This is a genomic window from Pseudacidovorax intermedius (assembly GCF_003350475.1).
Lineage (GTDB): Bacteria > Pseudomonadota > Gammaproteobacteria > Burkholderiales > Burkholderiaceae_C > Xenophilus > Xenophilus intermedius.
This window is the reverse complement of sequence record NZ_QQAV01000008.1, coordinates 116,465-139,156: the sequence shown is the minus strand read 5'-3', so window position 1 is coordinate 139,156 and position 22,692 is coordinate 116,465. Positions and strand designations below refer to the sequence as shown.

Below are 22,692 nucleotides of genomic sequence, written 5' to 3'. Positions count from 1 at the left end.
TCAGCGGCCCCGCGCACTGTGGCGCGAGGGCGGCTCGACCACCGGCTCGGTGGCAGGCTCGTTGCGCTCTTCGCTCGGCGTCGGCCCCTCGAAGTCGGGTACGCCGCTCACCTGGCGCAGGTCTTCGGCATGCCGGTGCCCGCCATCGCCGCGATCACCGGCAGGGGACGTGTCCTGGTCGAGCTGGGTGGTGGGCGGATGCCGCGCATCGCCGACGACCGGCGGCGTCGGCATGGGAATCTGCTGGGGCGGCGTGGCGGCATCGGGCCGGCGTCCGTCGGCCAGCGTCCGGACGGGGTCCTCGCCCACACCTTGCGGCGGAGCGCGGCGGCGGTCTTCGTTGGAGGTCATGGTGTTGTCCTTGAAGGTCCTGCCGCCCTCACCCCTTCTGTACAACGAGGCGATTCAGGCGGCGACACAAGCGGATCAGGCTCCGGTGCTCGCCAGGGCGGCGCGGTAGGAATTGCCGCAGAGCCCTGTGCGCCCTGCCGCTGTGGCGGGCAGGCGCACGGCCGCCTCCGCCCACGCCTACAGGCGTGGTGCCGGCGTGGCGCAAGACTGAAGTCTTGCTGCGCTGCGAGGCCGGTGCCCATCCTGGGTGCCGCCCGCGCGCAGGCATTTCAGGAGCATCCGATGAGCACCACCCGTATCACCGACAGCGGCGAAGGCACCCGCCCCACCACCGACGGCGCCGCCAGCAACCTGGGGCCAGCGAAGAGCTATCCAGACGGCGACACCGTCAAGCCGGGGCCGCACGAACGCATGATGGACAAGCGGCAGAACGCAGAGGCCGCCGAGCACGACGACTCGGCGCCCTGGAACCTGCACGAGTCCATGCGCCCCAACCCCAACACCGAGCCGCCGCCGTGGCCCGGCAAGACGCGCAAGGGCCGTCAGGCGCCGCCGGGACGCTGAACATGCGGGGTCGCCAGCCGGGTTGCTCCCGTGCACCTGTCGCGGTGCGCCCACTAGCATGGATGGATGGACCTTCGGCAACTGCGCTACTTCGTCGCCCTGGCAACTCAGAAGAACTATGGCAAGGCCGCCGGCATGCTGCATGTCACCCAGCCTGCGCTGAGCCGGCAGATCCAGTTGCTCGAGGAGGAACTGGGAGTGCGGCTCTTCGAGCGCCATGCCCGCGGGGCCACCCCCACCGAAGAGGCCGACCTTCTGCTGGAGCGCTCGCTCTTTCTGCTGCGCTATGCCGAGCAGATGAAGGTCGATCTCCTGGCGCGCCAGCGCGAGCCCCGAGGTCCCGTGGCCATCGGGCTGTCGCCTGGTCTGGCACAGCAACTCGGCGTGCTTCTCGCGACTGCAGTGCTGGCGCCCTACCCCGACGTGCAACTGCGCATCGTCGAAGGTTTTGCACCTTCGCTGCAGGCCATGCTGGCGGAGGGCGACGTGGACATCGCGCTGCTCATCGAGCCCGTCGAGCGTCGTAACGTCAGCATGGCGCCGCTGCTCAAGGAACAGATCTGCCTGATCGGCACGGCCGACGACCCGCGGCTGCAGCGGTCGCGCCTGCGCGTGCGCGATCTGGCCGGCGTGCCGCTCGTGCTCACGGGCCTCGTGAAGTCGGGCGTCCGGCTCGAACTCGAAGCTGCGGCTGCCCGGGCACGGATCGAACTCGCGCACCGGGTGGAAGTCGAGACCGCGGAGGTCGCACGCCGTCTGGTGCTGGCGGGTGTCGGCCTGACGGCGCACTTTGCGGCGGCGGTGAAGGAGGACATCGCCGCCGGGCGGCTTCGTGCCGTCCCCATCGAGGGGCTCTACCTGCACCGCGTGATTGCCCGTGCCATGGACCGCCCCACGTCGCGCGCCACGGAGTGCGTGATGCAGGTGGTGCGCAACGTCATCGAATCGCACGTACGCGCGGGCCACTGGCCGAACGCCGAACTCGCCGGCTGACTTCCTGCGCCGCGATGCCGGCGCCTTATGGCTCCGATCAAAAGATGCGTTTGGACGCGCGGTGGCGGCACGCCTAGTCTTCGCTCGTGTCGGCGCCTCGCATGCGCCGGCCCCCCAACCGACAGGAGACACACCATGCCGATCGACCGTCGCGCGCTGCTGCGCGTGCTCGCCGCCGCCTCGCTCGCCCCGCCCCTGGCGCGGGCACAGACTTCCGCCCCCTTGCGCATCGTCGTGCCCTTCAGCGCCGGCAGCGGCACCGACATCACGGCCCGCAGCCTGGCCGACACCATCAACCGCAGCAGCGGCCGCACTGTCATCGTGGACAACAAGGGCGGCGCGGGCGGCGTGCTGGGCGCGCTGGAAGTGGCGCGGGCCAAGCCGGACGGCAATACGGTGCTCTACACCACAGGCGGCTTCACCACCAATGCGGTGCTGGTCAAGAAGCTGCCCTTCGACCCCATCGCCGACTTCACGCCCGTCACCCGGCTGCTGCGTTCTTCCGGCTTTGCGCTGATCGTGCCCAGCAACTCGCCCTACCGGCGACTGGAGGACTTCGTCGCGGCGGCGCGCGCCCGGCCAGGGCAGATCAGCTTCGGCTCGTCGGGGGTCGGCAATACCACCCATGTCATCGGCGTGCTGTTCTGCCGCGGCGTGGGCGTGGACCTGCTGCATGTGCCCTTCAAGGGCACGCCGACCACCGACCTCATCGCCGGCACCGTGGACTGCGCCTTCCTGTCGCCCACGGTGGCGGGGCCGCAGCTCAAGGCCGGCCAGCTGCGGGCGCTGGGCATCTCGGGCTCAGCCCGCGCGACCACCCTGCCCGACGTGCGCACCTTCGAGGAGGCGGGCATGACAGTGCAGGACATTCCCGCCTGGAGCGGCGTCTGGGCGCCAGCGCACCTGCCGCCACCCGTGCTGGAGGGGCTGCACCGCACCTTCGTCCAGGCGCTGGCAGTGCCTGCCTTCGCTGCCTTCCTGCGCGAGAACGGCGGCGAGCCCGATGGCCAGCGGCCAGACGCCTTCAAGGCCTACAGCGATGGCGAGATCGCCCGCTACCGGCGCCTGCTGCCGCCGCTGGGCATCGAGATGGGCTGAATCACGATGCCCGAGTTCATGGCCCTGCGGGGCACCCGCACCGCCTTCGAGCTGGCCGGCACCGGTCCGGTGCTGCTGATGCTGCATGGCGCGGAAGGCAGCCGGAGGCAGTTCGCCACCATCCGCGCGCACCTGCAGCCGCACTTCACGGTATTGACCTACGACCAGCGCGACTGCGGCGATACCGACAGTCCCGAAGCCCCCGCGACCCTGGCCGACCTGGCCGACGACGCGCAGGCGCTGATGGCCGCGCTGGGCATCCCCAGAGCGCATGTGTTCGGCACATCCCTGGGCGGCCGCGTGGCACAGACGCTGGCGTTGCGGCATCCGGCAGCGATCGACCACCTGGTCCTGTCCAGCACATGGCCCTTGCCCGTGGATCTGTCGACAGAGAACCCGGAGGCGGTCACTGCCACCGCGCAGTTGCGCGCCGGCCTGCCCGCCACGGCTGAGCAGCTTGCCGCCTATTTCTATCCCGCGGCCTACCTGGCCGCGCACCCGCAGGCACGGATGCACTTCGCCGCGGCGCCACCGCGCTCGGCGCGCTCGGAGCGCCGCTTCCTGACCGCTCGCGACATGCCGGCGCTCGATCCGTCCCACATCGCCGCCCCCACGCTGGTGATCGCAGGCGCCTTGGACGCACTCGTGCCATCGCGCCTGAGCCTGGCGCTGGCGCAGTCCATCCCCGGCGCGCGCGTGGCCCTCCTGCCCGAGGTGGGACACCTGGGCGTCGCCCAGGCCCCCGATGCAGTCGCACGGCTGGTGATCGACTTCACCCGCGGTGCGCAGACATGAATCCAACCACCCGCTTCGCGCCATGCGGCGCCCGGAGTTCTTCCCAATGATCGATGTTCCCGTTCTCATCGTCGGTGGCGGCCCCGTGGGGCTGACCGCATCCATCTACCTCTCGCACTTCGGCGTGCCGTCGCTGCTGGTCGAGCGCCATCCGGGCACGGCCGTGCTGCCCAAGGCCCGCGCCCTCAATGCCCGCACGATGGAGATGTACCGCCAGATCGGCCTGGAACGCGCCATCCGCGGTGCCGGCATGCCGCCGCGTTTCGGCCACATGGTGATGTGGGCCGAAAGCCTCGCCGGGGCGGAGATCAAGCGCCTGGAGCCCGCACGCGGCGCCGCGAGCCAGGCGCTGTCCGTCACCGGCAACTGCGGTTGCTCGCAGGACATGCTGGAGCCGGTGCTGCGCGAGCGGGCCGAGGCAGCCGGTGCGGGGCGCGTGCGCTTCGGCACCGGCCTCGTCGATCTGCAGTGCCACGACGCGGGCGTGGTGGCGCGCATCCGCGACTCGGCCGGACAGGAGCAGGATGTGTCGGCGCGCTACCTCATTGCCGCAGACGGCGCGCAGAGCCCGATCCGCCGGCAGCTGGGCATCGAGCGCGACGGCGAGCGCGATGTCTACGACAGCGTCAACATCCACTGCCGGGTCGACCTTACGCGATGGGTGGACGACCGGCCGGCCAGCCTGTACCTGATCGAGCAGCCCGAGCTGCGCGGCACGTTCATGACCATCAACGGCACGGACCGCTGGGGCTTTCTGGTGACCTCGCTGTCGCACTACGGCTACACGCCCGAGCAGTTCACTCCCGCGTTCTGCACCGAGGTCATCCGTCGCGCTGTGGGTTGCGACGACTTGGCGGTCGAAGTGCTCGGCGTTGGCGCCTGGAAGGCCTCGGCCCTCGTGGCGCGGCACTACCGGCAGGGGGCCGTCTTCCTGGCGGGCGATGCGGCGCACGAGATGCCGCCGACCGGCGGCTTCGGCCTCAACACCGGCGTGCAGGATGCGCAGAACCTCGCCTGGAAGCTGGCGTCCGTGCTCAAGGGCGAGGCGGGGGAGGCGCTGCTCGACACCTACGACGCTGAGCGCCGGCCCGTGGGCCAGGCGGTGACCCATTCCAGCCTGCTCAATGCCCTGTCCATGGGCCGCACGGCCCGGCAGCAGGAGGCGGTGCTCCCGCGCAAGGAGTTCCTCAACGAGGTGGGCCTGATTTTCGGTGCCCGCTACCAGTCCGCCGCGGTAGTCGACGACGGCAGCCGGCTGCAGGTGGACGACCCCGTGCTCCAGTACGTGCCCAGCGCCGCGCCGGGTTGCCGGGCCCCGCATGTGCCCCTGACACGCGACGGCCAAACGCTGTCGACCCTCGACCTGTTCGGCCGCGAGTTCGTGCTGCTGACCGGACCGAACGGCGTGCCGTGGCAAGAGGCGGCGGGGCGCTTGCATCCGTCGATCGCCGGCTTCGTCATCGGCCATCACTTGCGGGACGAGGAGGGGCGCTTTCTGCGCAGCTACGGCCTGGCACCGGACGGCGCGGTGCTGGTACGGCCCGATGGCTACGTAGCGTGGCGCTCGACGGGTGGGGCACACGATCCGTCGGCCGCACTCACACGGGCCCTGGACATGGCCCTGTGCCGTGAGGGCCAAGGGAGCCAGGCGTGAGTGCGGCGATTTCCGCCCTCCATCACTTCACGGTGGGATGCGCGCCCGGCGACCTGCCGGTGCTGCTCGACTTCTACACACGCGTACTGGGCTTGAAGGAGGGCTTCCGGCCCGCGCTGCGGCATCCGGGCCATTGGCTCTATGTCGGCGACCAGGCCATCATCCACCTCAACGCGCTGCATTCCAGCACGCCGTCCCGCACGGGCGGCGCGCTCGACCATGTCGCACTCAAGGCCGAGGGCCTGCATCGCATGCGACGGGCCCTGAACGCGGCGCGGGTACCATTCAGCGAGTCGCCCCTCGCCGGAACCCACCTGCATCAGGTGTTCGTGGAAGACCCGCTGGGCGTGAAGGTCGAACTCAACTTCGATCTCAGTCGCGAGGCGCTGGTCGACGAAGGGCGACGGCCCGCGCAGTGAGCCTCCACTCGGGCCTCGCGCGGGTCAGCGCTTGGCCTCGGCACCAGCGCCCTGCGACAGCACCAGGAACTCCTGCGTCAGCACGCCCAGCCGCTCGCCCATCCAGGCGGCGGTCGCCTCTTCCTGCCGCAGGATGTCCTCGCACACCTGGCGGGTCTGCGTGTCCTGCGCCATCTCGGCGGCCGCCACCAGGATGCGGTACGAGGCCACTTCGAAATGCTCGAAGGCATAGCAGCTCATGGCCACCTTCATCACCTCGTCGTCGGCCATCTTGGCCGTCAGGCCCTGCACCATGGCGCTCATCTTGCCGGCCATGTCCTTCATGCCCGAGGTGTCGCCGCCCCGGCGCTGGATGCACTCGCGCAGCATGCGCGCCTGCTCGCGCGTCTCCTGCAGATGCGCCTGCATCTTGGCCTTGAGTTCGGGGTAGTTCTGCAGGCGATCGCTGGCGGTCTGCAGCATGGTCTCGGCCTGCTCTTCCATGGCGTGGGCGTCGCGCAGCCAGTCCATCAGGTGTTCGGCGGGATGGGTCATCGAAAAGCTCCGTGTAGGGGTGGGAGAAAGCGGGTCGGCAGGGGTGCCACCCATGGCAAGTCCGTCGAGCGACGCGCCCGGGTCTTCCTCGCCCGCGGCCGACTCTTGCGCCAGGTCCACGCCGAAAGCCTTGCCAGAGTGGGGATTCATGGGTGCGTCCTCGTTGGATGTCGAAGTCGCCACCCTGGGGCGCATCGGCGCGCACCCTGTAGGAAGAGTCCCTCCGCCCGGCCGGCCAGACGCGAGGTGTGCGCCCCGAACCTGGCCGACGGAGAGGCCTGCCGACGCCCGGCTGCCCGCTCCCACTCGCACCTGGGCCTTCACCTACACGCCTCGGCCCCCGCCCTGCGAACGCTGTGCGCTGGCACCCCTGCAATGGCAGGGCCCTTCCAATCCCATCACCCCACAGGAGTCTTCTTCATGTTCTCGCACAACAAGCGACTGCAGTACACCGTGCATGTCAGCATGCCCAACCCGGGCCTTGCCAACCTCATGCTGGAGCAGTTCGGCGGGCCGCAGGGCGAACTGGCCGCCGCCTGCCGCTACTTCACCCAGGCCATTGCCGAGGACGACCCGGGTCGCAAGGACATGCTGTTCGACATCGCCACCGAAGAGCTGAGTCACCTCGAAGTGATCGGCAACCTGGTGTGCATGCTCAACAAGGGCGCCAAGGGCCGTCTGGCCGAAGGCGTGGACGAGCAGGGCGAGATGTATCGCTCCATCACCGGCGCGGGCAACGACAGCCACCTGACGCAGGTGCTCTATGGCGGCGGCGCACCGCTGGTCAACTCCGCGGGCGTGCCGTGGACGGCCGCCTATGTGGACACCATCGGCGAGCCCACGGCCGACCTTCGCTCGAACATCGCGGCCGAGGCCCGCGCCAAGATCGTCTACGAGCGGCTCATCAACCTGACCGAAGACCCGGGCGTGAAGGACGCCCTCACCTTCCTGATGACGCGCGAAGTGGCGCACCAGAAGTCCTTCGAGAAGGCGCTCTACAGCATCGAGCCCAACTTCCCGCCAGGCAAGCTGCCTGGCGACCCGCGCTTCACCAGTGTGTACTTCCGCATGTCCAAGGGCGAGGCCGATCTCAAGGGTCCGTGGAACGAAGGTCCGGACTGGGACTTCGTGCCGATGACGCAGGACTCGGGACCGGTCGACGGCCGCACCGGCTGGGCTTCGGTGGAGCTGCCCGAGGGCGATGCCGAAGTCCTGCGCGCCATGGCGACGCGCACGCAGTCCCGGACCGACATCGACCCCACCACGGGTGCCGAGCTGGGCGCCGGCGTGACCCCGCCGCCGGCGGCCACCAAAAAGTGAGCGACAGGCACGACGCGGACGCGGCAGCGCCGGGGGGCCTGGCGCTGGTCATCATCGACATGATCAGCGGCTGGGACTTTCCGGATGCCGAGCACCTGCTGCCGCACGCCCGCCGTGTGGCCACCGACATTGCGGCGCTGGCCCAGGCCTGCCGCGAACGCGGCGTGCCGGTCATCTATGCCAACGACAACCGCGGACGCTGGCGCTCGGACTTCCATGCGCTGGTCGACGCGGCGCTGGCCCAGGACGGGCCGGGCGCGGAGATCACGCGCCTGATGCGCCCGCACGACGACGACTATTTCGTGCTCAAGCCCAAGCACTCGATCTTTCACGGCACGCCCATGCCCTTCCTGTTGCAGCATCTGCAGGTGCAGCGGCTGGTGCTGGCGGGCGTCTCCAGTGACCAGTGCGTACTCATGTCCGTGTCGGACGCGCGCATGCGCGAGCTGGACCCGATCGTGCCGGCGGATTGCTCCGCCTCTCAGGGCGACGCGCGGCATCAGGTACTTCTGCAGCAGTTGCGCGAGACCTGGAAGGTCGAGGCACCGCCCACCTGGCGCGTGCTCTTCGAAGACACGCCGCCTTCTCCCACCCCTTCCCCACCCACCCGCCAGGAGCCCTCCAATGACTGAACCCACGCCCCAGGCCTCCACGCCGCCCCAGCAGCCCCCCGGACTGGAATCGCGCATGAACCCGGAGCCCGACTTCGGCGCCGACAGCTACCGCGGCAGCGGCAAGCTGCAGGGCAAGGTAGCACTGATCACCGGCGGCGACAGCGGTATCGGCCGCGCCGTCGCCCTGGCCTTCGCGCGCGAGGGCGCAGATGTGCTGATCTCCTTCCTGGAGGAAGAGGAAAGCGATGCCCGCGTCACCCGCGAGTGGGTACAGAAAGAGGGCCGCCAGTGCCTGGCCATCGCGGGCGACATCCGCAGCGAGGCGCATTGCCGCTCGCTGGTGGATGCGGCCGTGCAGCAGTTCGGCCGCCTCGACGTACTGGTCAACAACGCCGCCTTCCAGATGAGCCACAAGTCGCTGGACGAGTTGACCGAAGAGGAGATCGACCGCACCTTCCGCACCAACGTCTTCGCCATGTTCTTCCTGGCCAAGGCCGCAGTGCCGCACATGAAGCCCGGCGCCTCGATCATCAACACCGCGTCGATCAACGCCGACAAGCCCAATGCCACGCTGGTGGCCTATGCCGCGACCAAGGGCGCGATCCAGAACCTCACCGGCGGGCTGGCCCAGTTGCTGGCCGAGAGGGGCATCCGCGTGAACTGCGTGGCGCCCGGCCCCGTATGGACGCCGCTGATTCCCTCGACGATGCCGCCCGAGCAGGTGGCCACGTTCGGCCAGCAGACGCCCATGAAGCGTCCCGCCCAGCCCAAGGAACTGCAGGCGGCCTACGTGATGCTGGCCTCCGACGAAGCGAGCTACATCTCGGGCGCCACGGTCGCGGTCACCGGCGGCGTGCCGTTGATCTAGCGATGGCGCGCCGCCTTCCCGCTCTCGCCGCCGCGCTGCTGTTGGGCGCCTGCGGCGACCATGAAGCGCCCTCGCCCGTTCAAGCGCCGGGCGAATCGCGCAGCAGCACCGACCTGATGCTGGAGACCGGCGCCTCGGCCCTGCAGGGCAAGGCCCCGCTGCAGGCGCTGAACCTGTACCTCGATGGCTTCCACTTCTACAGCGGCCGCATGGACGGCCAGATGGAGGCGCACCACTACTGCAGTCGGCTGAACGACGAGGTCAGCCAGTGCGTGATCTATGACGGCAACCGCGCCGACGCGAAGATCATGGGCGTGGAGTACATCGTCAGCCGCCGCCTGTTCGAGGGACTCCCCGATGCCGAGAAGGCGCTGTGGCACAGCCATGTGCACGAGGTCAAGTCCGGCCAGCTGGTGGCGCCCGGTGTTCCGGACGTGGCCGAGACCGCGTTGATGAAGGATCTGGTCGATACCTACGGGAAGACCTTTCATACCTGGCACACCGACCAGGACAAGGAACTCCCCGTGGGCGTGCCGCAGCTCATGATGGGCTTCACCGCCGACGGCCAGCTGCGGCCCGAACTGCTGAAGGAACGCGACGAACGATTGGGCATCGACAGCACCCGCAAGCGGGCGTCGCGAGAATCATTGCCCCTGCCACCGATCGCCGAGGGTGCGGATGCCTGGCAGCGCGGACCGCCGCTGCAGATCACCGACCCGACGGGCCGCGGGCATCACCCATCCGAGGCCGGCGCCGGCCACGCCCCACGCTGATCGCCGGGACGCCCTGCGCGACGCCGGGGCCGCGGTGTCGCATCCGCCTACAGCGGCACCCAGCCCGGCGTGCGCGCGAGTGCGCCAAACAGCGCAGCCGCCTGATCGGAAGGCGTGGCGTAGAGGTCCAGCGGATGCGGCATGCCGTGCAGCAGAAACACCGCGCGGATGCGCTCGTCCCAATCCAGCAGTGCCATCGACCAGTCGGCGAACACCCGCGCCGGCGCCGGACCGCGGTCCAGCAACTTGACCTGCTGGTGCCGGTCGTCGTCCAGGATGCGGGCGTAGAGGCGCTCCACTGCGGCCTGCGGGCCCTCCAGGTACTGCATGTACACGCCATCCAGCAGGCACAACGCACCGGTCACGCCCGCGGGCGCATTGTTCTCCCGCGACTGTTTGAGGATGGACGCCACATCGTCGGACCGGAAGGCCCGTGCGCGGCTCACATATATCAGGCGGTACAGCACGCGGCCATGCTAACGCCCGGCGCGGCGGATCCCAAGGGAGCGCGGGCGTATGGCACTCACCGCACCTTGGTCATCAGGCAGGAGAAGACGTATCGGTCAGGCCTGGGCGAATCCCGCCAGCCTGGCAGATCCCTGTTCTCGTAGGCCTCCAGAGACGGGAAGCCGCTGACGTTCCACGCGTAGGTGTCTGCCTGCTCGACTTCGATCACTCGGTAGGGGCAGCGAGCACTGGTCGACCCCGAGAGCCGTGCCACCAGCCCAGCCGCATTGCCCTCACGCATGCCCTGAAGCGTCGTGTACCGCCGGCCCGCGCAAGCGCCGTAGCGCCAGCGCCAGGACAACACGCCGGCGTCGAGCGATAGCACACCGGAACAGGCGCGACCTGTACCCTCGAATCGCCCTTGCCAAGGCTTGTCCGTGCCCCCCGCCATCGCCGCTGCGCCGGCGACGAAAAAGAGGACTGCCCCGATCCAGTGCTTCAACGACACAGTGCTGCCCTGCGTCGACGCACGGTGGCCCACGCATAGTCCAACTTACTTGCGTAGTGGCTGTCGCCGCCTGCGTTGTAGTAAGTCGCGACGGTCGACGCACGCATCGCGATCCAGCCGACGATGACGCGGCGCGTCGTGGCCTTTTGGCATTTCCGGACCTGATCGGGTCTGAGCACAAGCGCGCCAGCGTTCAGTCGCTTCAGATGTTCGACCGTCGAGCCCTCCCGGCGTGCGATTCGCTCCAGCGAGTCTCCATGGGTGGCGAGGCACTTTCACCTCAGGGCAAACCCTGAACACAATCCCTGAAACCGGTTTCATAATTTCCGTCATCGGAGACACACCGGCGCGCCCACGCGCCCAACGCCCGTGAATTACCAGTTCCAGTTCGATGCCGTGCTCGCCGCCTGGCCCCTGCTGCTCAAGGGCACATGGATCACGGTGCAGCTCTCCCTCACTGCCACCCTGCTGGGTCTTGCCGTGGCCGTGGTGTGCGCCTGGGGGAAGACCAGCGGCCCAGCGCCGCTGCGCTTCCTGATCAACGCCTACATCGAGGTGATCCGGAACACGCCCTTCCTGGTGCAGCTGTTCTTCTTTTTCTTCGCGCTGCCGGTCATCGGCGTGCGCTGGTCGCCCTACATGGCCGCGCTCACGGCCATGGTGGTCAACCTGGGCGCCTATGCCACCGAGATCATCCGCGCCGGCATCGAGTCCATTCCCAAGGGCCAGATCGAGGCGGGCCGCGCGCTCAACCTCAAGGGCTGGGAGATCTTCCGCTTCATCATCATCAAGCCGGCGCTCAAGGCCATCTATCCGGCCCTGACCAGCCAGTTCATCCTGCTGATGCTGAGTTCGGCCGTGGTGTCGGTGATCTCGGCCGACGACCTCACCTCGGTGGCAGCCACGCTGCAGTCGCAGACCTTCCGCAGCTTCGAGATCTACATCGTCGTGGCCGCCATCTACCTGGGCCTCGCCCTGCTCTTCTCGCTGCTGTTCAAGCTGATCTACCAGCGCGTGCTGCACTACCCCGACCGCCGCTGAAGGCAGCACAAGGACACGACCACCATGCGTACCTTCGGCTTTCCCGAATTCCTGTTCATCCTCGAAGCGGCCCAATGGACGCTGGCCCTGTCGGCCATCGCCTTCGTGGGCGGCGCCATCCTGGGCCTGATCGTCGCGCTGGCGCGCACCAGCGAGAACCGCGCGGCGCTCTTCGCCTCGGGCGTGTTCATCCAGGTGTTCCAGGGCACGCCGCTGCTGCTGCAGCTCTTCCTGATCTTCTTCGGCGCACCCGTGCTGGGGATGGACATCAACCCCTGGGTCGCCGCGGGCGCGGCCCTGATCCTCAACAGCGCCGCCTTCCTGGGCGAGATCTGGCGCGGCTGCATCCAGGCCATTCCGCGCGGCCAGTGGGAAGCGGCCATGGCACTCAACCTGTCGTACACCGCCCGCCTGCGCGACGTGGTGCTGCCCCAGGCCTTCAAGATCGCGCTGCCGCCCACCGTGGGCTATGTGGTGCAGATCATCAAGGGCACGTCCCTGGCGGCCATCATCGGCTTCACCGAGATCACCCGCGCCGGCCAGATCATCAACAACGCCACCTTCCAGCCGCTGGAAGTGTTCAGCACCGTGGCCGCGCTGTACTTTGTGATCTGCTGGCCGCTGTCGCTGCTGGCTGCGCACATGGAGCGCCGCCGCGCGCGGGCGCTCGCCCGCTGACTGCGCCTCCTCTCTTCATCCCCGTCCCGTCCAACCCCAAGGAGACCTCCATGAACATCCGCCTGCACCGCCGCACCGCCCTGGCCCTGGGCCTGGCCGCCTGTGCGACCGCCTTCGCGCCCCTGGCCTCGGCCCAGTCCGTGGCCGACATCAAGAAGAAGGGCGAGATCACCATCGGCATGCTGGTGGACTTTCCGCCCTACGGCACCACCGACGCCAAGAACCAGCCCGACGGCTACGACGCCGACGTCGCCAAGCTGCTCGCCAAGGACCTGGGCGTGAAGGCCAACATCGTGCCCGTCACCGGCCCCAACCGCATTCCCTTCCTGCTGACCAACAAGGTCGACCTGCTGATCGCCTCGCTGGCCGTCACGCCCGAGCGCGCCAAGCAGGTGGACTTCTCGGTGCCCTATGCCGCCGCCACCATCGTGCTGTACGGCAGCAGCAAGGTCGAGATGAAGTCGCCCGCCGACCTCAAGGGCAAGCGCGTGGGCGTGGCCCGCGCGAGCACGCAGGACGTGTCGCTGACCGCCGTGGCGCCCGAGGGCACGGAGATCCGCCGCTTCGACGACGACGCCTCGGCCATGCAGGCGCTGATGTCGGGCCAGGTCGACGCCATCGGCTGCTCCACCACCGTGGCGGCGCAGATCGCCAAGCGCGCCGGCAGCAACTTCGAGAACAAGTTCAACCTGCGCCAGCAGGTCATGGGCATCGCCATGCGCCCGGGCCAGCCCGAGCTGAAGAAGACGCTGGACGAGTTCGTCGAGCGCAACAAGAAGAACGGCGAGCTGAACAAGCTCTACCAGAAGTGGCTGGGCACGGACTTCCCGGCCCTGCCCAACTCCTGATTGGCTTCTTTCCCTATCCGACCGCACAAGGCAGCCGAACGATGAACAGCAGCGTGGCCGCGCCCCATGAACTGGGCGACCCCATCATCCGCATGGAAGGGGTGAGCAAGTGGTATGGCGAGTTCCAGGTGCTCACCGACGTGGACCTGTCGGTTCGCACCGGCGAGCGCATCGTCATCTGCGGGCCCTCGGGCTCGGGCAAGTCCACGCTGATCCGCTGCATCAACCGGCTGGAGACGGTGCAAAAGGGCCGCATCACGGTCGACGGCATCGAGCTGACGGCCGGCGGCAAGAACGTGGATGCCGTGCGCGCCGAAGTGGGCATGGTCTTCCAGCAGTTCAACCTGTTCCCGCACCTGACCATCCTGCAGAACTGCACGCTGGCGCCGATGCGCTCGCGTGGCATGTCGCGCGAGGAGGCCGAGGCCGTGGCCATGAAGTACCTAACGCGGGTTCGCATTCCCGAGCAGGCCAACAAGTACCCCAGCCAGCTGTCGGGCGGCCAGCAGCAGCGCGTGGCCATCGCCCGCGCCCTGTGCATGGCGCCCAAGATCATGCTGTTCGACGAGCCCACCTCGGCACTCGACCCCGAGATGGTCAAGGAAGTGCTGGACACCATGATCGGCCTGGCCGACGACGGCATGACCATGCTGTGCGTCACGCACGAGATGGGCTTTGCCCGCAGCGTGGCCGACCGCGTGATCTTCATGGCCGGCGGCCAGATTCTCGAACAGGGCACGCCGGAGGCCTTCTTCGGCCATCCGCAGCACGAGAAGACACGGCAATTCCTGGGCCAGATCCTGACGTCCGGTCACTGACACGATGTTCTCCGTCCTGATCTCTCTTTCCTCCTTCGGCGCGGCCGAGGTGGGCCGTCATGGCCAGGCCTGGGCCACGGGCCTGGCCTATGAAGCCGGCGTGGACAGCGTCGAGGTGCGTGGCGAGCTGCTGCGCAATCCCGTGTCCGAACTGGCGGCGCTCAAGGGGCATGCCGCGGTCTACTCCAGCCCCGAAGGCCTGTGGACTACCGACGGGCAGCTCGACACGACCGCGCTCCAGACCGGCCTCGCCCGCGCAGTCGCCCTCGATGCGCCCCGCCTCAAGATGGCCATCGGCGGCTTCCACGCCACGCGAAGCGGCGAATCGCTCGAAGCCCTGCGAGAGGCCCTGGCCCGCACGCCGGTGGAACTGGTGATCGAGAACGACCAGACGCCCACCGCCGGCACACTCGACGCGCTGCTCGCCTTCTTCGACGCCCAGCAGGCCGCCGGCCTGGACCTGGGCATGACCTTCGACATGGGCAACTGGCACTGGCTGGGCGAATGCCCGCTGGAGGCCGCCCGGGCCCTGGCCCCCCGTGTGCGCTACGTGCATGCCAAGGGCGTGCAGCGCCGGCCCGACAAGTGGGTCGCGGTGCCGCTGGCCGAATCGGCCGCACCCTGGCGCGCCGTGCTGCGCGCCCTGCCGGCCGACGTGCCCCATGCCATCGAATACCCGCTGATCGGCGACGACCTGACAGCCGTCACCCGCGCCGAGATCGCGGCCCTGCGCCAGCTGCGCACCGCCGCTTGAACCTCCCGCCCGAGCCTTCGCTGAACCGTCCCGCATGACCACCGCCCCCACCTTCGACGTCGCCACCTTCGGCGAAGCCATGCTGCTGCTGGTGGCCGACGAGCCCGGCCCCATCGAACAGGCCACGCTCTTCCACAAGCGCAGCGCCGGCGCCGAGACCAACGTCGCCATCGGCCTCGCACGCCTGGGCCTGAAGGTGGGCTGGGCCAGCCGGCTGGGCACCGACTCCATGGGCCGCTCGCTGCTGGCCACGATGCAGGCCGAGGGCATCGACTGTTCGCATGTGGTGTGCGACGCCACGCAACGCACCGGCTTCCAGTTCAAGGGCCGCGTCACCGACGGCAGCGATCCACCCATCGAATATCACCGCAAGGGCTCGGCCGCCAGCCAGATGCGGCCCGAGGACATCGACGAGGCCTGGCTGTGCGCGGCCCGGCACCTGCATGCCACGGGCGTCTTCGCGGCCGTCTCCGAGACCACGCTGCCCACCGCCCACCGCACGCTGGACCTGATGCGCGCGGCGGGCCGCAGCATCTCCTTCGACCCCAACCTGCGGCCCACCCTGTGGGGCAGCACCGAGCGCATGCGCACCTGCATCAATGCGCTGGCCGCCAAGGCCGACTGGGTGCTGCCCGGCCTGGAGGAAGGCCGCCTGCTCACGGGTGAAGCCACGCCCGAGGGCATCGCGCGCTTCTACCGTGAGGCCGGTGCCTCGCTGGTCGTCGTCAAGCTGGGGCCGGAAGGCGCCTACTACGACAGCGCCACCGCCGGCTGCGGCCGGGTGCCCGGCTTCCCGGTCGAGAAGGTGATCGACACCGTGGGCGCCGGCGACGGCTTCGCGGCCGGTGTGGTCAGTGCCCTGCTCGAAGGCCGCAGCGTGCCCGAGGCCGTGCGCCGCGGCGCCTGGATCGGTGCCCGCGCCGTGCAGGTGCTGGGCGACACCGAGGGCCTGCCCACGCGGGCCCAGCTGCAGGAGGCAGGGCTGTGAGCGACGCACGCAAGAAGGTCCTGGTGTTCCGGGCGCTCCCGCCCGACCAGATGGCGCGGCTGCAGGCCGCGCACGACGTCAGCTTCGCCGACCCCAAGAAGGACCGCGCCGCCTTCAACGCCGCCCTGCCCGAGGCACAGGGCCTGATCGGCTCCAGCTTTCCCATCGACGCTGGTGTGATCGCTTCCGCGCCCAAGTTGGAGGTGGTCTCCAGCGTGTCGGTGGGCGTGGACAACTACGACCTGGCCGCGCTTCATGCCCGCAACATCGTGCTGGCCCACACGCCCGGCGTGCTGGACGAGACCGTGGCCGACACCGTCTTCGCCCTGCTGATGGCCACCAGCCGCCGTGTGGTCGAGCTGGCCACGCTGGTGCGCGAAGGTCGGTGGGACCGGAACATCGGCGAAGACCTCTTCGGCTTCGACGTGCACGGCAAGACGCTGGGCCTGCTGGGCTTCGGCCGCATCGGCCAGGCCATCGCGCGGCGCGCGGCGCTGGGCTTCGGCATGCCGGTGCTGTATCACGCCCGCAGGCCGGTGGACCTGGCCGCGCAGGCGCCCGAACTGCAGGGCCGCGCCCATCACACGCCGCTGCCTGAGTTGCTGGACCGCGCCGACTTCGTCGTCGCGATGCTGCCGCTCACGCCGCAGACCCGGGGCATGGTCGATGCCGCCCTGCTCGCGCAGATGAAGCCCGGTGCCATCTTCATCAATGGCGGCCGCGGTGCCACCGTGGACGAGGTGGCCTTGCTGGCCGCACTGGACAGCGGCCATCTGCGCGCCGCCGGCCTGGACGTGTTCGCGCGCGAGCCGCTGCCGCTGGACTCGCGCCTGCGCACGCACCCCAAGGTGACGCCGCTGCCGCACATCGGCTCGGCCACGCACGAGACGCGGCATGCCATGGCGGCGCTGGCCGTGAGCAACCTCCTGGACGCATTGGCCGGCCGGCGCCCTGCTGCGGTGTACGACACTGCGGCTTCATGAACACACAGCCGCCGGCCGTGCGGCCGGGCCGCCCCACCATCTCGGACGTCGCGCGCGTGGCGGGCGTGTCCAAGGCCACGGTGTCGCGCTTCTTCAACCACCGCGAGCGCCTGCTCAGCCCCGACATCGCGGCCCGTGTCGAAGCCGCCATCGCCGAGCTGGGCTACGTGCCCAGCCCGATGGCGCAGGCGCTCAGCCACGGCCGCTCGCGGCTCATCGGGCTGATCGTGGCGGACATCACCAACCCCTTCTCGGTGGCCGTGCTGCGCGGTGCCGAGAAGGCCTGCAAGGACGCGGGCTACCTGGTGATGCTGTTCAACATCGGCAACGAGGCCGGCCGCGAGCGCGAAGCCATCGACGCCCTGGCCGGCTACCAGGTGGACGGCTTCATCCTCAACACCCTGGGCCGCGGGACCGGCGTGGTCGAGGCCATCGCCGCCCACGGCAAGCCGGCCGTGCTGGTGGACCGGCGGCATGACGGACTGGAGGCGGACTTCGTCTCCATCGACAACCGCGGCGCCATGGCTGAGGCCTGCAGCCACCTCATCGATGGCGGCTGGCGCGAACTGCTCTACGTGACCGAGCCGCAGCAGGGCGTGAGCACCCGGCGCGAGCGGGCCGCCGCCTTCCGTGATTGCATGGAGGCGCATGCCCAGGCCTCGCCGCGCGTGCGGGGCGAGGTGTTCGAGATGGCCGAGGGCGACGACGAAGGTCTGCGCGATGCACTGCGCGGCCTGCGCAAGCGCGCCCGCGCACCGCGCCGTGCCGCGGTGGTGGCCGGCAACTCGGTGGTCACGCTGCGCGTGGCGCAGGCCGTGCGCCAACTGGGCTGGGAGTTCGGAGAGGAGCTGGGCTTCATCGGCTTCGACGAGCCCGAATGGGCCTCGCTGGTCGGCCCGGGCCTCAGCACCCTGGCGCAGCCCACCGACGAACTCGGCCGCGCCGCCGCCACCTGCCTGATCGAGCGCATGCAGGGCCTGGAAGGCCCGGCGCGCGAGCTGCTGCTGCCGGGCACGCTGGTGGTGCGGGGCTCGTCGGCCGCCTGATCGAACGAGCGGCGACCCGGGCCCGATGAAGCCCGACCGCGCTCCACTCAGTTCAGGACGATCTTGGCCTTGGTCGCCACGTCGCCGAACTTGCGCAGGCTGTCCTGCACGAACTTCTCTGCCTCGGCGGGCGACATGTGCCCCGGCAGCTGGCCGCCGGCTTCCAGGGCCGCCTTCACCTGCGGGTTCTCGGCCGCCTTGGCGATGGCGGCATTGAGCCGCGCCACCACCGGCTCGGGCACACCCTTGGCCGCAGCGACGGCGAAGTACTGCGTGGCCTCGTAGCCCTTGAGCCCGGCCTCGCTCATGGTCGGCACATTGGGCAGGCTGGGGATGCGGTAGGGCGTGGTCACCGCATAGGCGCGCAGCTGGCCGGCCTTGATCTGGGCCAGCACGGGCGTGACGCCCAGCATGCCCAGCTTGACCTGGCCGCCGACGATGTCCACCACCGCCTGGCCGCCGCCCTTGTACGGCACATGCAGCATCTGCGTGCCGGCCATCTGGTTGAACAGCTCGCCGGCCAGGTGCTGGCCGGTGCCGATGCCAGAGCTGGCGTAGTCCCACTGCTGCGGGTTCTTCTTCATCGCGGCGATCAGCGAGCTCAGGTCGGCCTGAGGCAGCGAGGCGCCACCCACCAGCACGATGGGGCCCTGCGACAGCAGGCCCACCGCCTGCAGCTCGCGGCCCACCTCGGGCTGCTTCTGGCCGAAGAGCACGGGCCCCGGCACGGTCACCAGCGTGTAGCCGTCGCCCTTGGCGCGCGCCGCCTGCTTCAGCGCCAGTGCGCCCGAGGCACCGGGCACGTTGTCGACCACGATGGACTGGCCGATCTGGTCGGACACGGCCTTGGCGAAGGCGCGCGTGAGCACGTCCACCGAACCGCCGGGCACGAAGCCCACGATCCAGGTGATGGGCTTGGCTTCGGGCCAGGGCGCTTCGGCATGGGCGCCGAGGGCCATGGCGGAGAGTGCGAGCGCCGACAGGCGCAGCAGATGGCGGCGGGTGGTGGAGGTGGTCATGGGCTTGCTTCCGGGAGTTGTTCGAAGAGTGGTGCTCAGCGGTCGAGCTGGCCGGGTGGCGTGTGCGGATGCGCGGCCGCACTGGCGTTGAAGTCGCGGATCATGCGCAGCACCGGGCCCATGACCCAGGTGTTGAAGACCAGCACATCGGTCTCTTCCTTCGGGTCTCGGGTCACGTTGAACAGGTAGGGCGACTCCAGCTTGCCCTGGCCCTGGTTGACCTCGGGCTCCCAGTAGAAGTGCAGCTTCCAGTCGCGCCACTTGGCCGCGCGCAACTCCTGCTTGATGTAGAAGAGAAAGCCCTCGCGCGCCGACTTCGGCTGCTCGCCGAAGAAGAAGGCCCGCTGGTCCACGCCGTCGATGGGCCGGTCCTGCGGCAGTGAGGCACCGGCCACGGCCGCCAGGGTGGTGAAGAGGTCGGTCACGTGCACGATCTCATTGCTCACGCGGCCCGGCTCGATGCGGCCCGGCCAGCGCGCGATGAAGGGCACGCGCAGGCTGCCTTCCATGGCCGTGTGATATGTCCCGCGCCAGGGGCCGGCCGTGCCGCGGTAGGGCGCGCGGAACTCCGGGCCGTTGTCGCTGCAGAAGATGAACAGGGTGTTGTCGGCAATGCCCAGGCGCTCCACCTCGTCGACGATCTGGCCCACGCGGTGGTCCATCTCGGCCATGGAGTCGGCAAAGTCGCCATTGCCGGTGCTGCCAGCAAAGTCCGGATGCGGCAGCGTCGGAAAGTGCAGGTGCACCAGCGGCAGGTACAAAAAGAAGGGCCGGTTCGCCGCCACATGGCGCTGCATGAAGGCGCAGGAGCGGTCCACCAGGTCGGCGTCGATGCCGCGGCGCGCCTCCAGGTCGTAAAGCTTGACCTCGCGCGAGGGCTCGCCGGCACGGCCTTCCATGATGTAGGGCAGGTCGACCACGCTGGGGTCGAAGCCGACGGAGGACGTGAACTGGCTTTCGTCCGTGGTGCGCGGAATGCCGTACCACTCGTCGAAGCCGCGATCCGACGGAAAGCGCCCGGCTACATCGCCCAGGTGCCACTTGCCGAAGTGGGCCGTGGCATAGCCGACCTGCGACAGCAGCTGCGGCAGCGTCACCTCCCAGCGCGTGAGGCCCTGCGGCAGGCCCGGCGGCACCGACTGCAGGCAGCCGGTGCGGATCGGATGCCGGCCCGACATGAGGGCCGAGCGCGTCGGCACGCAGTCGCTCTCGACGTTGAAGTTCTGCAGCAGCAGGCCCTGGCGGGCCAGCGCGTCGATGCGCGGCGTGGGTGCGCCGCGCAGGGCGCCGCCGCCATAGCAGCCGAGTTCGCCCCAGCCGAGGTTGTCGGCCACGATGAGGACGATGTGGGGAGAAGCGTGGGAGGCCATCGAAAGCAAAAGGGATTGGATGGCCCGCAATCTATGACAGCGCGGCGTCTTCTAGCATTCCCGTTCCACCGCCTTGCCATGAATGCCAGGAATGAATCTCTCGATCCAGGACATCCGCTACTTCCTCGCCGTGGCCCGTGAAGGCCAGCTCTCGGCCGCTGCGGACGAGCAGGGCGTGACCCAGTCGGCGCTCACCAAGGCGATGCAGCGGGTGGAGCGCGAGTTCGGGCTGCAGCTCTTCGAGCGCAGCGTGCGCGGCGTGCGGCTGACCTCGGCCGGCCTGCGGGTGGCCGAGCAGATGCGCCGCCTGCAGGCCGAGTACGCCGACACGGTACTGCTGGCCGACGAGATGCGCGCCCGCCAGGCCGGCCTGCTGCGCCTGGGCGTGACCGACACCACCGGCGGCAACCGCATGGCCGCCGTGCTGGGTCCCATGCTCGCCATGCGCCCCGGCCTGCGCGTGAAGATGCGCGTGGACCGCTCCGACGCCCTCGCCGCCCAGGTGCAGGACGGCACGCTGGACCTGGCCCTGGTGCCCGCGTACGAAGGCCTGCCGCTGCCGGCCGAACGCACCAAGGTCGACAGCGATCCGCTGCTGCCGCTGGTGCGGGTCGGTCACCCGCTCACACGGCTCGCCCGGCCGATGCTGAAAGACGTCGCCGCCTACGGCTGGATGCTCGGGCCCGAGCATTCCTTCGCCTACCGCACCGTGGAGGCCGTCTACGCGCGGCAGGGGCTGCCCGCGCCGCAGGTGGTGGTCGAGGTGCCCTTCTCGTCGGAGATGAACCTGACGGTGCTGGCTGCCACCGACCTGGTGACGCTCTTGCCGCGCTCGCTGATGCAGCTGGCGCCGGCCGAGCGCTTCACGCAGTTGCCGGTGGCGGCCCTGCGCATCCCGCGGGCGGTGGTGCTGCTGTCGCGGCCGGGGTCGGCGTGGTCGCCGTTGATGGAGACGCTGCGGGGGTTGTTGCTGGAACGGGCCAAGGCGGGGGACTGAGTGGCTTACCGCGTCCGAGTCCACCGTCGGTTCGCGCGCTCGGCCATCTCATGCTCTGCGGCCGCAGCCAGGAATGCCGATCGCGAGATGCGGCGCTTACTCGCGTATTGATCGATGCGCTGCAACAAGGCCTCAGACATGCTCACGTTCACACGCACGGCCTTGTCGCGCACCTTGGCGAGGTCGATGTCCACCAGCATCCAGGAGCCGCCCTTGAAGTCCTTGCTGCCCGCCCACTGATCGGCGCCGGTGGGCGCGGTAATGGGCTCCGCGTCGTTGCCGTAGTGGACCTCAACGGCTTCCTGCGCTGCGCTGGGAATACCGGCGGGCTCGTCTGCGGCCGCGAAGCAGCCGGGCAGATCAGGAAAGGTCAAGCCAAAAGCGCTGTCCTTGTCCTTGTGGACGTAGACAGGGTAAAGCACGGTCGCCTCCTCTGAATCTTCTATTGGGCGCCGGTATGGATCGCACGAACTAATTGAAGTGCGAATCGCTGCGCAAGCCTACGCTACCAAATTGTTTTTGATGTCGAAGCTGCCGACGACGGTGCCGGCGCTCCCACCATTGGCGTTTTGCATCAAATATTCCTGCTTGATCTTCGCAAAGGACAGATGAATTTGCTCAAAATGACCGCCTGCCCCGCCGCTCGGATTTACCTTGGTGATCAGAACGTCCGACAGCGTTATCTTCATGAAATCCAGAGGCAAGCCGCCAGCCTTCCTCAGAGTCAATATCGCTTGAGGAAATCGTCGCCCAATGAAGCAGGCCGTCATCAAGCCCGGTGACGCCCTGTCGATTTGGTGGATAAGCTCCATATCGTTGGCCGTCGCCTTTGGCGCTCCTCCACCCGAGCCAGCCATCATGCGTCCTTCTTGAAGGACCGACCAACTCCAGGCGGTGATATCTATTTCCCCCAAATGCTTGGAGTCCTGGGATTCTCCGGTGATCCCGTCGATCTTCAGAAAAATGTCAGATGCCATGGGTTACCTCAGAAGTTGGTACAAGAGATCGACGGTTCGTGTAATTTTCGGCGGACAGGCTCATCTTCATCTCATGAGCACGACCTTCGTCAGCAGAGCAGCGACAGGCGCGTAGAAAAAGCCGATGGACAGAAACACGGCATCATCCAAGTCTTCATCGCTTGAATGACTGAATATGCCCAGCACGTCAACGTGATGAATGAACCGAAGCCAAGCATCCATCCGAAATTCGTTC

The 22,692-nt window shown here is 68.9% G+C and carries 28 protein-coding genes; 19 read left to right on the top strand and 9 right to left on the bottom strand.

What is annotated here, in order from left to right:
* The gene (locus DFR41_RS19010; RefSeq protein ID WP_114803903.1) at positions 1-351 is read right to left on the bottom strand and encodes a hypothetical protein; all 351 of its coding nucleotides are present in this window, start codon (positions 349-351) and stop codon (positions 1-3) included.
* A 282-nt stretch (positions 352-633) separates the two neighbouring features.
* Here DFR41_RS19010 and DFR41_RS19005 point away from each other — a divergent pair, with 282 nt between their 5' ends.
* From DFR41_RS19005 to DFR41_RS18980, 6 genes are all read left to right on the top strand, one after another.
* Positions 634-915, top strand: a complete 282-nt coding sequence (locus DFR41_RS19005; protein ID WP_114803902.1) for a hypothetical protein — start codon at positions 634-636, stop codon at positions 913-915.
* 66 nt (positions 916-981) lie between these two features.
* Complete coding sequence (locus DFR41_RS19000) at positions 982-1,908, top strand: LysR family transcriptional regulator (protein ID WP_114803901.1); 927 nt, start codon at positions 982-984, stop codon at positions 1,906-1,908.
* A gap of 135 nt (positions 1,909-2,043) precedes the next feature.
* Positions 2,044-3,006 carry a Bug family tripartite tricarboxylate transporter substrate binding protein gene (locus DFR41_RS18995; protein WP_170159424.1) on the top strand — a complete coding sequence of 321 codons (963 nt, stop codon included), beginning with the start codon at positions 2,044-2,046 and terminating at the stop codon, positions 3,004-3,006.
* Between the two features lie 6 nt (positions 3,007-3,012).
* Complete coding sequence (locus tag DFR41_RS18990) at positions 3,013-3,801, top strand: alpha/beta fold hydrolase (RefSeq protein ID WP_114803899.1); 789 nt, start codon at positions 3,013-3,015, stop codon at positions 3,799-3,801.
* Between the two features lie 46 nt (positions 3,802-3,847).
* A complete protein-coding gene (locus DFR41_RS18985; RefSeq protein ID WP_170159423.1) occupies positions 3,848-5,455 on the top strand; it encodes an FAD-dependent monooxygenase in 1,608 nt (535 codons plus the stop codon).
* Complete coding sequence (locus tag DFR41_RS18980) at positions 5,452-5,874, top strand: VOC family protein (RefSeq protein WP_114803897.1); 423 nt, start codon at positions 5,452-5,454, stop codon at positions 5,872-5,874. The genes DFR41_RS18985 and DFR41_RS18980 overlap by 4 nt, the downstream gene beginning before the upstream one ends.
* Positions 5,875-5,898: 24 nt before the next feature.
* On the opposite strand, the gene DFR41_RS18975 is transcribed toward DFR41_RS18980, so the two are convergent.
* Positions 5,899-6,558 carry a ferritin-like domain-containing protein gene (locus DFR41_RS18975; protein ID WP_244917804.1) on the bottom strand — a complete coding sequence of 220 codons (660 nt, stop codon included), beginning with the start codon at positions 6,556-6,558 and terminating at the stop codon, positions 5,899-5,901.
* A gap of 270 nt (positions 6,559-6,828) precedes the next feature.
* Between DFR41_RS18975 and DFR41_RS18970 the strand changes: the two genes are divergently transcribed.
* The 4 genes from DFR41_RS18970 to DFR41_RS18955 are packed head-to-tail and all read left to right on the top strand — an operon-like array spanning position 6,829 to position 9,983.
* On the top strand, positions 6,829-7,728 hold the full coding sequence (locus DFR41_RS18970; RefSeq protein ID WP_114803895.1) for a manganese catalase family protein: 900 nt from the start codon (positions 6,829-6,831) through the stop codon (positions 7,726-7,728).
* Positions 7,725-8,360 (top strand): cysteine hydrolase family protein, encoded by a 636-nt coding sequence (locus DFR41_RS18965; protein WP_114803894.1) that lies wholly within the window; start codon positions 7,725-7,727, stop codon positions 8,358-8,360. The genes DFR41_RS18970 and DFR41_RS18965 overlap by 4 nt, the downstream gene beginning before the upstream one ends.
* On the top strand, positions 8,353-9,210 hold the full coding sequence (locus DFR41_RS18960; protein ID WP_211322626.1) for an SDR family oxidoreductase: 858 nt from the start codon (positions 8,353-8,355) through the stop codon (positions 9,208-9,210). Before DFR41_RS18965 ends, DFR41_RS18960 begins: the two co-directional genes overlap by 8 nt.
* Positions 9,211-9,212: 2 nt before the next feature.
* Positions 9,213-9,983: an OBAP family protein gene (locus DFR41_RS18955; protein WP_114803893.1), complete on the top strand. Its 771-nt coding sequence runs from the start codon at positions 9,213-9,215 to the stop codon at positions 9,981-9,983.
* A gap of 47 nt (positions 9,984-10,030) precedes the next feature.
* Here the strand turns inward: DFR41_RS18955 and DFR41_RS18950 are convergent, their stop codons facing one another.
* On the bottom strand, positions 10,031-10,450 hold the full coding sequence (locus DFR41_RS18950) for a BLUF domain-containing protein (RefSeq protein ID WP_114803892.1): 420 nt from the start codon (positions 10,448-10,450) through the stop codon (positions 10,031-10,033).
* A gap of 56 nt (positions 10,451-10,506) precedes the next feature.
* Complete coding sequence (locus DFR41_RS18945) at positions 10,507-10,932, bottom strand: hypothetical protein (protein WP_147284394.1); 426 nt, start codon at positions 10,930-10,932, stop codon at positions 10,507-10,509.
* A gap of 375 nt (positions 10,933-11,307) precedes the next feature.
* Between DFR41_RS18945 and DFR41_RS18940 the strand changes: the two genes are divergently transcribed.
* From DFR41_RS18940 to DFR41_RS18905, 8 genes are read left to right on the top strand one after another with little or no spacing between them, the layout of a single operon-like run.
* A complete protein-coding gene (locus tag DFR41_RS18940; RefSeq protein WP_017761095.1) occupies positions 11,308-11,979 on the top strand; it encodes an amino acid ABC transporter permease in 672 nt (223 codons plus the stop codon).
* A gap of 24 nt (positions 11,980-12,003) precedes the next feature.
* Entirely contained in the window at positions 12,004-12,657 is a 654-nt protein-coding gene (locus DFR41_RS18935; RefSeq protein ID WP_114803890.1) for an amino acid ABC transporter permease, read from the top strand.
* A gap of 50 nt (positions 12,658-12,707) precedes the next feature.
* Positions 12,708-13,505 (top strand): transporter substrate-binding domain-containing protein, encoded by a 798-nt coding sequence (locus tag DFR41_RS18930; protein WP_017762223.1) that lies wholly within the window; start codon positions 12,708-12,710, stop codon positions 13,503-13,505.
* Between the two features lie 41 nt (positions 13,506-13,546).
* Complete coding sequence (locus DFR41_RS18925; RefSeq protein WP_114803889.1) at positions 13,547-14,323, top strand: amino acid ABC transporter ATP-binding protein; 777 nt, start codon at positions 13,547-13,549, stop codon at positions 14,321-14,323.
* Positions 14,324-14,327: 4 nt separating this feature from the next.
* Entirely contained in the window at positions 14,328-15,077 is a 750-nt protein-coding gene (locus tag DFR41_RS18920; RefSeq protein ID WP_114803888.1) for a sugar phosphate isomerase/epimerase family protein, read from the top strand.
* Positions 15,078-15,111: 34 nt separating this feature from the next.
* A complete protein-coding gene (locus DFR41_RS18915; RefSeq protein WP_114803887.1) occupies positions 15,112-16,065 on the top strand; it encodes a sugar kinase in 954 nt (317 codons plus the stop codon).
* A complete protein-coding gene (locus DFR41_RS18910) occupies positions 16,062-17,048 on the top strand; it encodes a 2-hydroxyacid dehydrogenase (RefSeq protein WP_114803886.1) in 987 nt (328 codons plus the stop codon). Before DFR41_RS18915 ends, DFR41_RS18910 begins: the two co-directional genes overlap by 4 nt.
* Positions 17,045-18,094, top strand: coding sequence for a LacI family DNA-binding transcriptional regulator (locus DFR41_RS18905; protein WP_244917803.1), 1,050 nt, complete (start codon positions 17,045-17,047; stop codon positions 18,092-18,094). The genes DFR41_RS18910 and DFR41_RS18905 overlap by 4 nt, the downstream gene beginning before the upstream one ends.
* Before the next feature lie 47 nt (positions 18,095-18,141).
* Here DFR41_RS18905 and DFR41_RS18900 read toward each other — a convergent pair whose 3' ends face one another.
* Complete coding sequence (locus DFR41_RS18900) at positions 18,142-19,113, bottom strand: Bug family tripartite tricarboxylate transporter substrate binding protein (RefSeq protein WP_114803885.1); 972 nt, start codon at positions 19,111-19,113, stop codon at positions 18,142-18,144.
* Positions 19,114-19,148: 35 nt separating this feature from the next.
* On the bottom strand, positions 19,149-20,483 hold the full coding sequence (locus DFR41_RS18895; protein WP_114803884.1) for an arylsulfatase: 1,335 nt from the start codon (positions 20,481-20,483) through the stop codon (positions 19,149-19,151).
* 91 nt (positions 20,484-20,574) lie between these two features.
* Between DFR41_RS18895 and DFR41_RS18890 the strand changes: the two genes are divergently transcribed.
* Positions 20,575-21,480, top strand: coding sequence for a LysR family transcriptional regulator (locus DFR41_RS18890; RefSeq protein ID WP_114803883.1), 906 nt, complete (start codon positions 20,575-20,577; stop codon positions 21,478-21,480).
* 5 nt (positions 21,481-21,485) lie between these two features.
* On the opposite strand, the gene DFR41_RS18885 is transcribed toward DFR41_RS18890, so the two are convergent.
* The 3 genes from DFR41_RS18885 to DFR41_RS27760 form a co-directional block, all read right to left on the bottom strand.
* Positions 21,486-21,902: a type II toxin-antitoxin system HicB family antitoxin gene (locus tag DFR41_RS18885; RefSeq protein ID WP_114803882.1), complete on the bottom strand. Its 417-nt coding sequence runs from the start codon at positions 21,900-21,902 to the stop codon at positions 21,486-21,488.
* 78 nt (positions 21,903-21,980) lie between these two features.
* Entirely contained in the window at positions 21,981-22,457 is a 477-nt protein-coding gene (locus DFR41_RS18880; protein ID WP_017758863.1) for an Hcp family type VI secretion system effector, read from the bottom strand.
* Between the two features lie 66 nt (positions 22,458-22,523).
* Entirely contained in the window at positions 22,524-22,679 is a 156-nt protein-coding gene (locus DFR41_RS27760; protein ID WP_017758862.1) for a hypothetical protein, read from the bottom strand.
* Positions 22,680-22,692 lie beyond the last annotated feature (13 nt).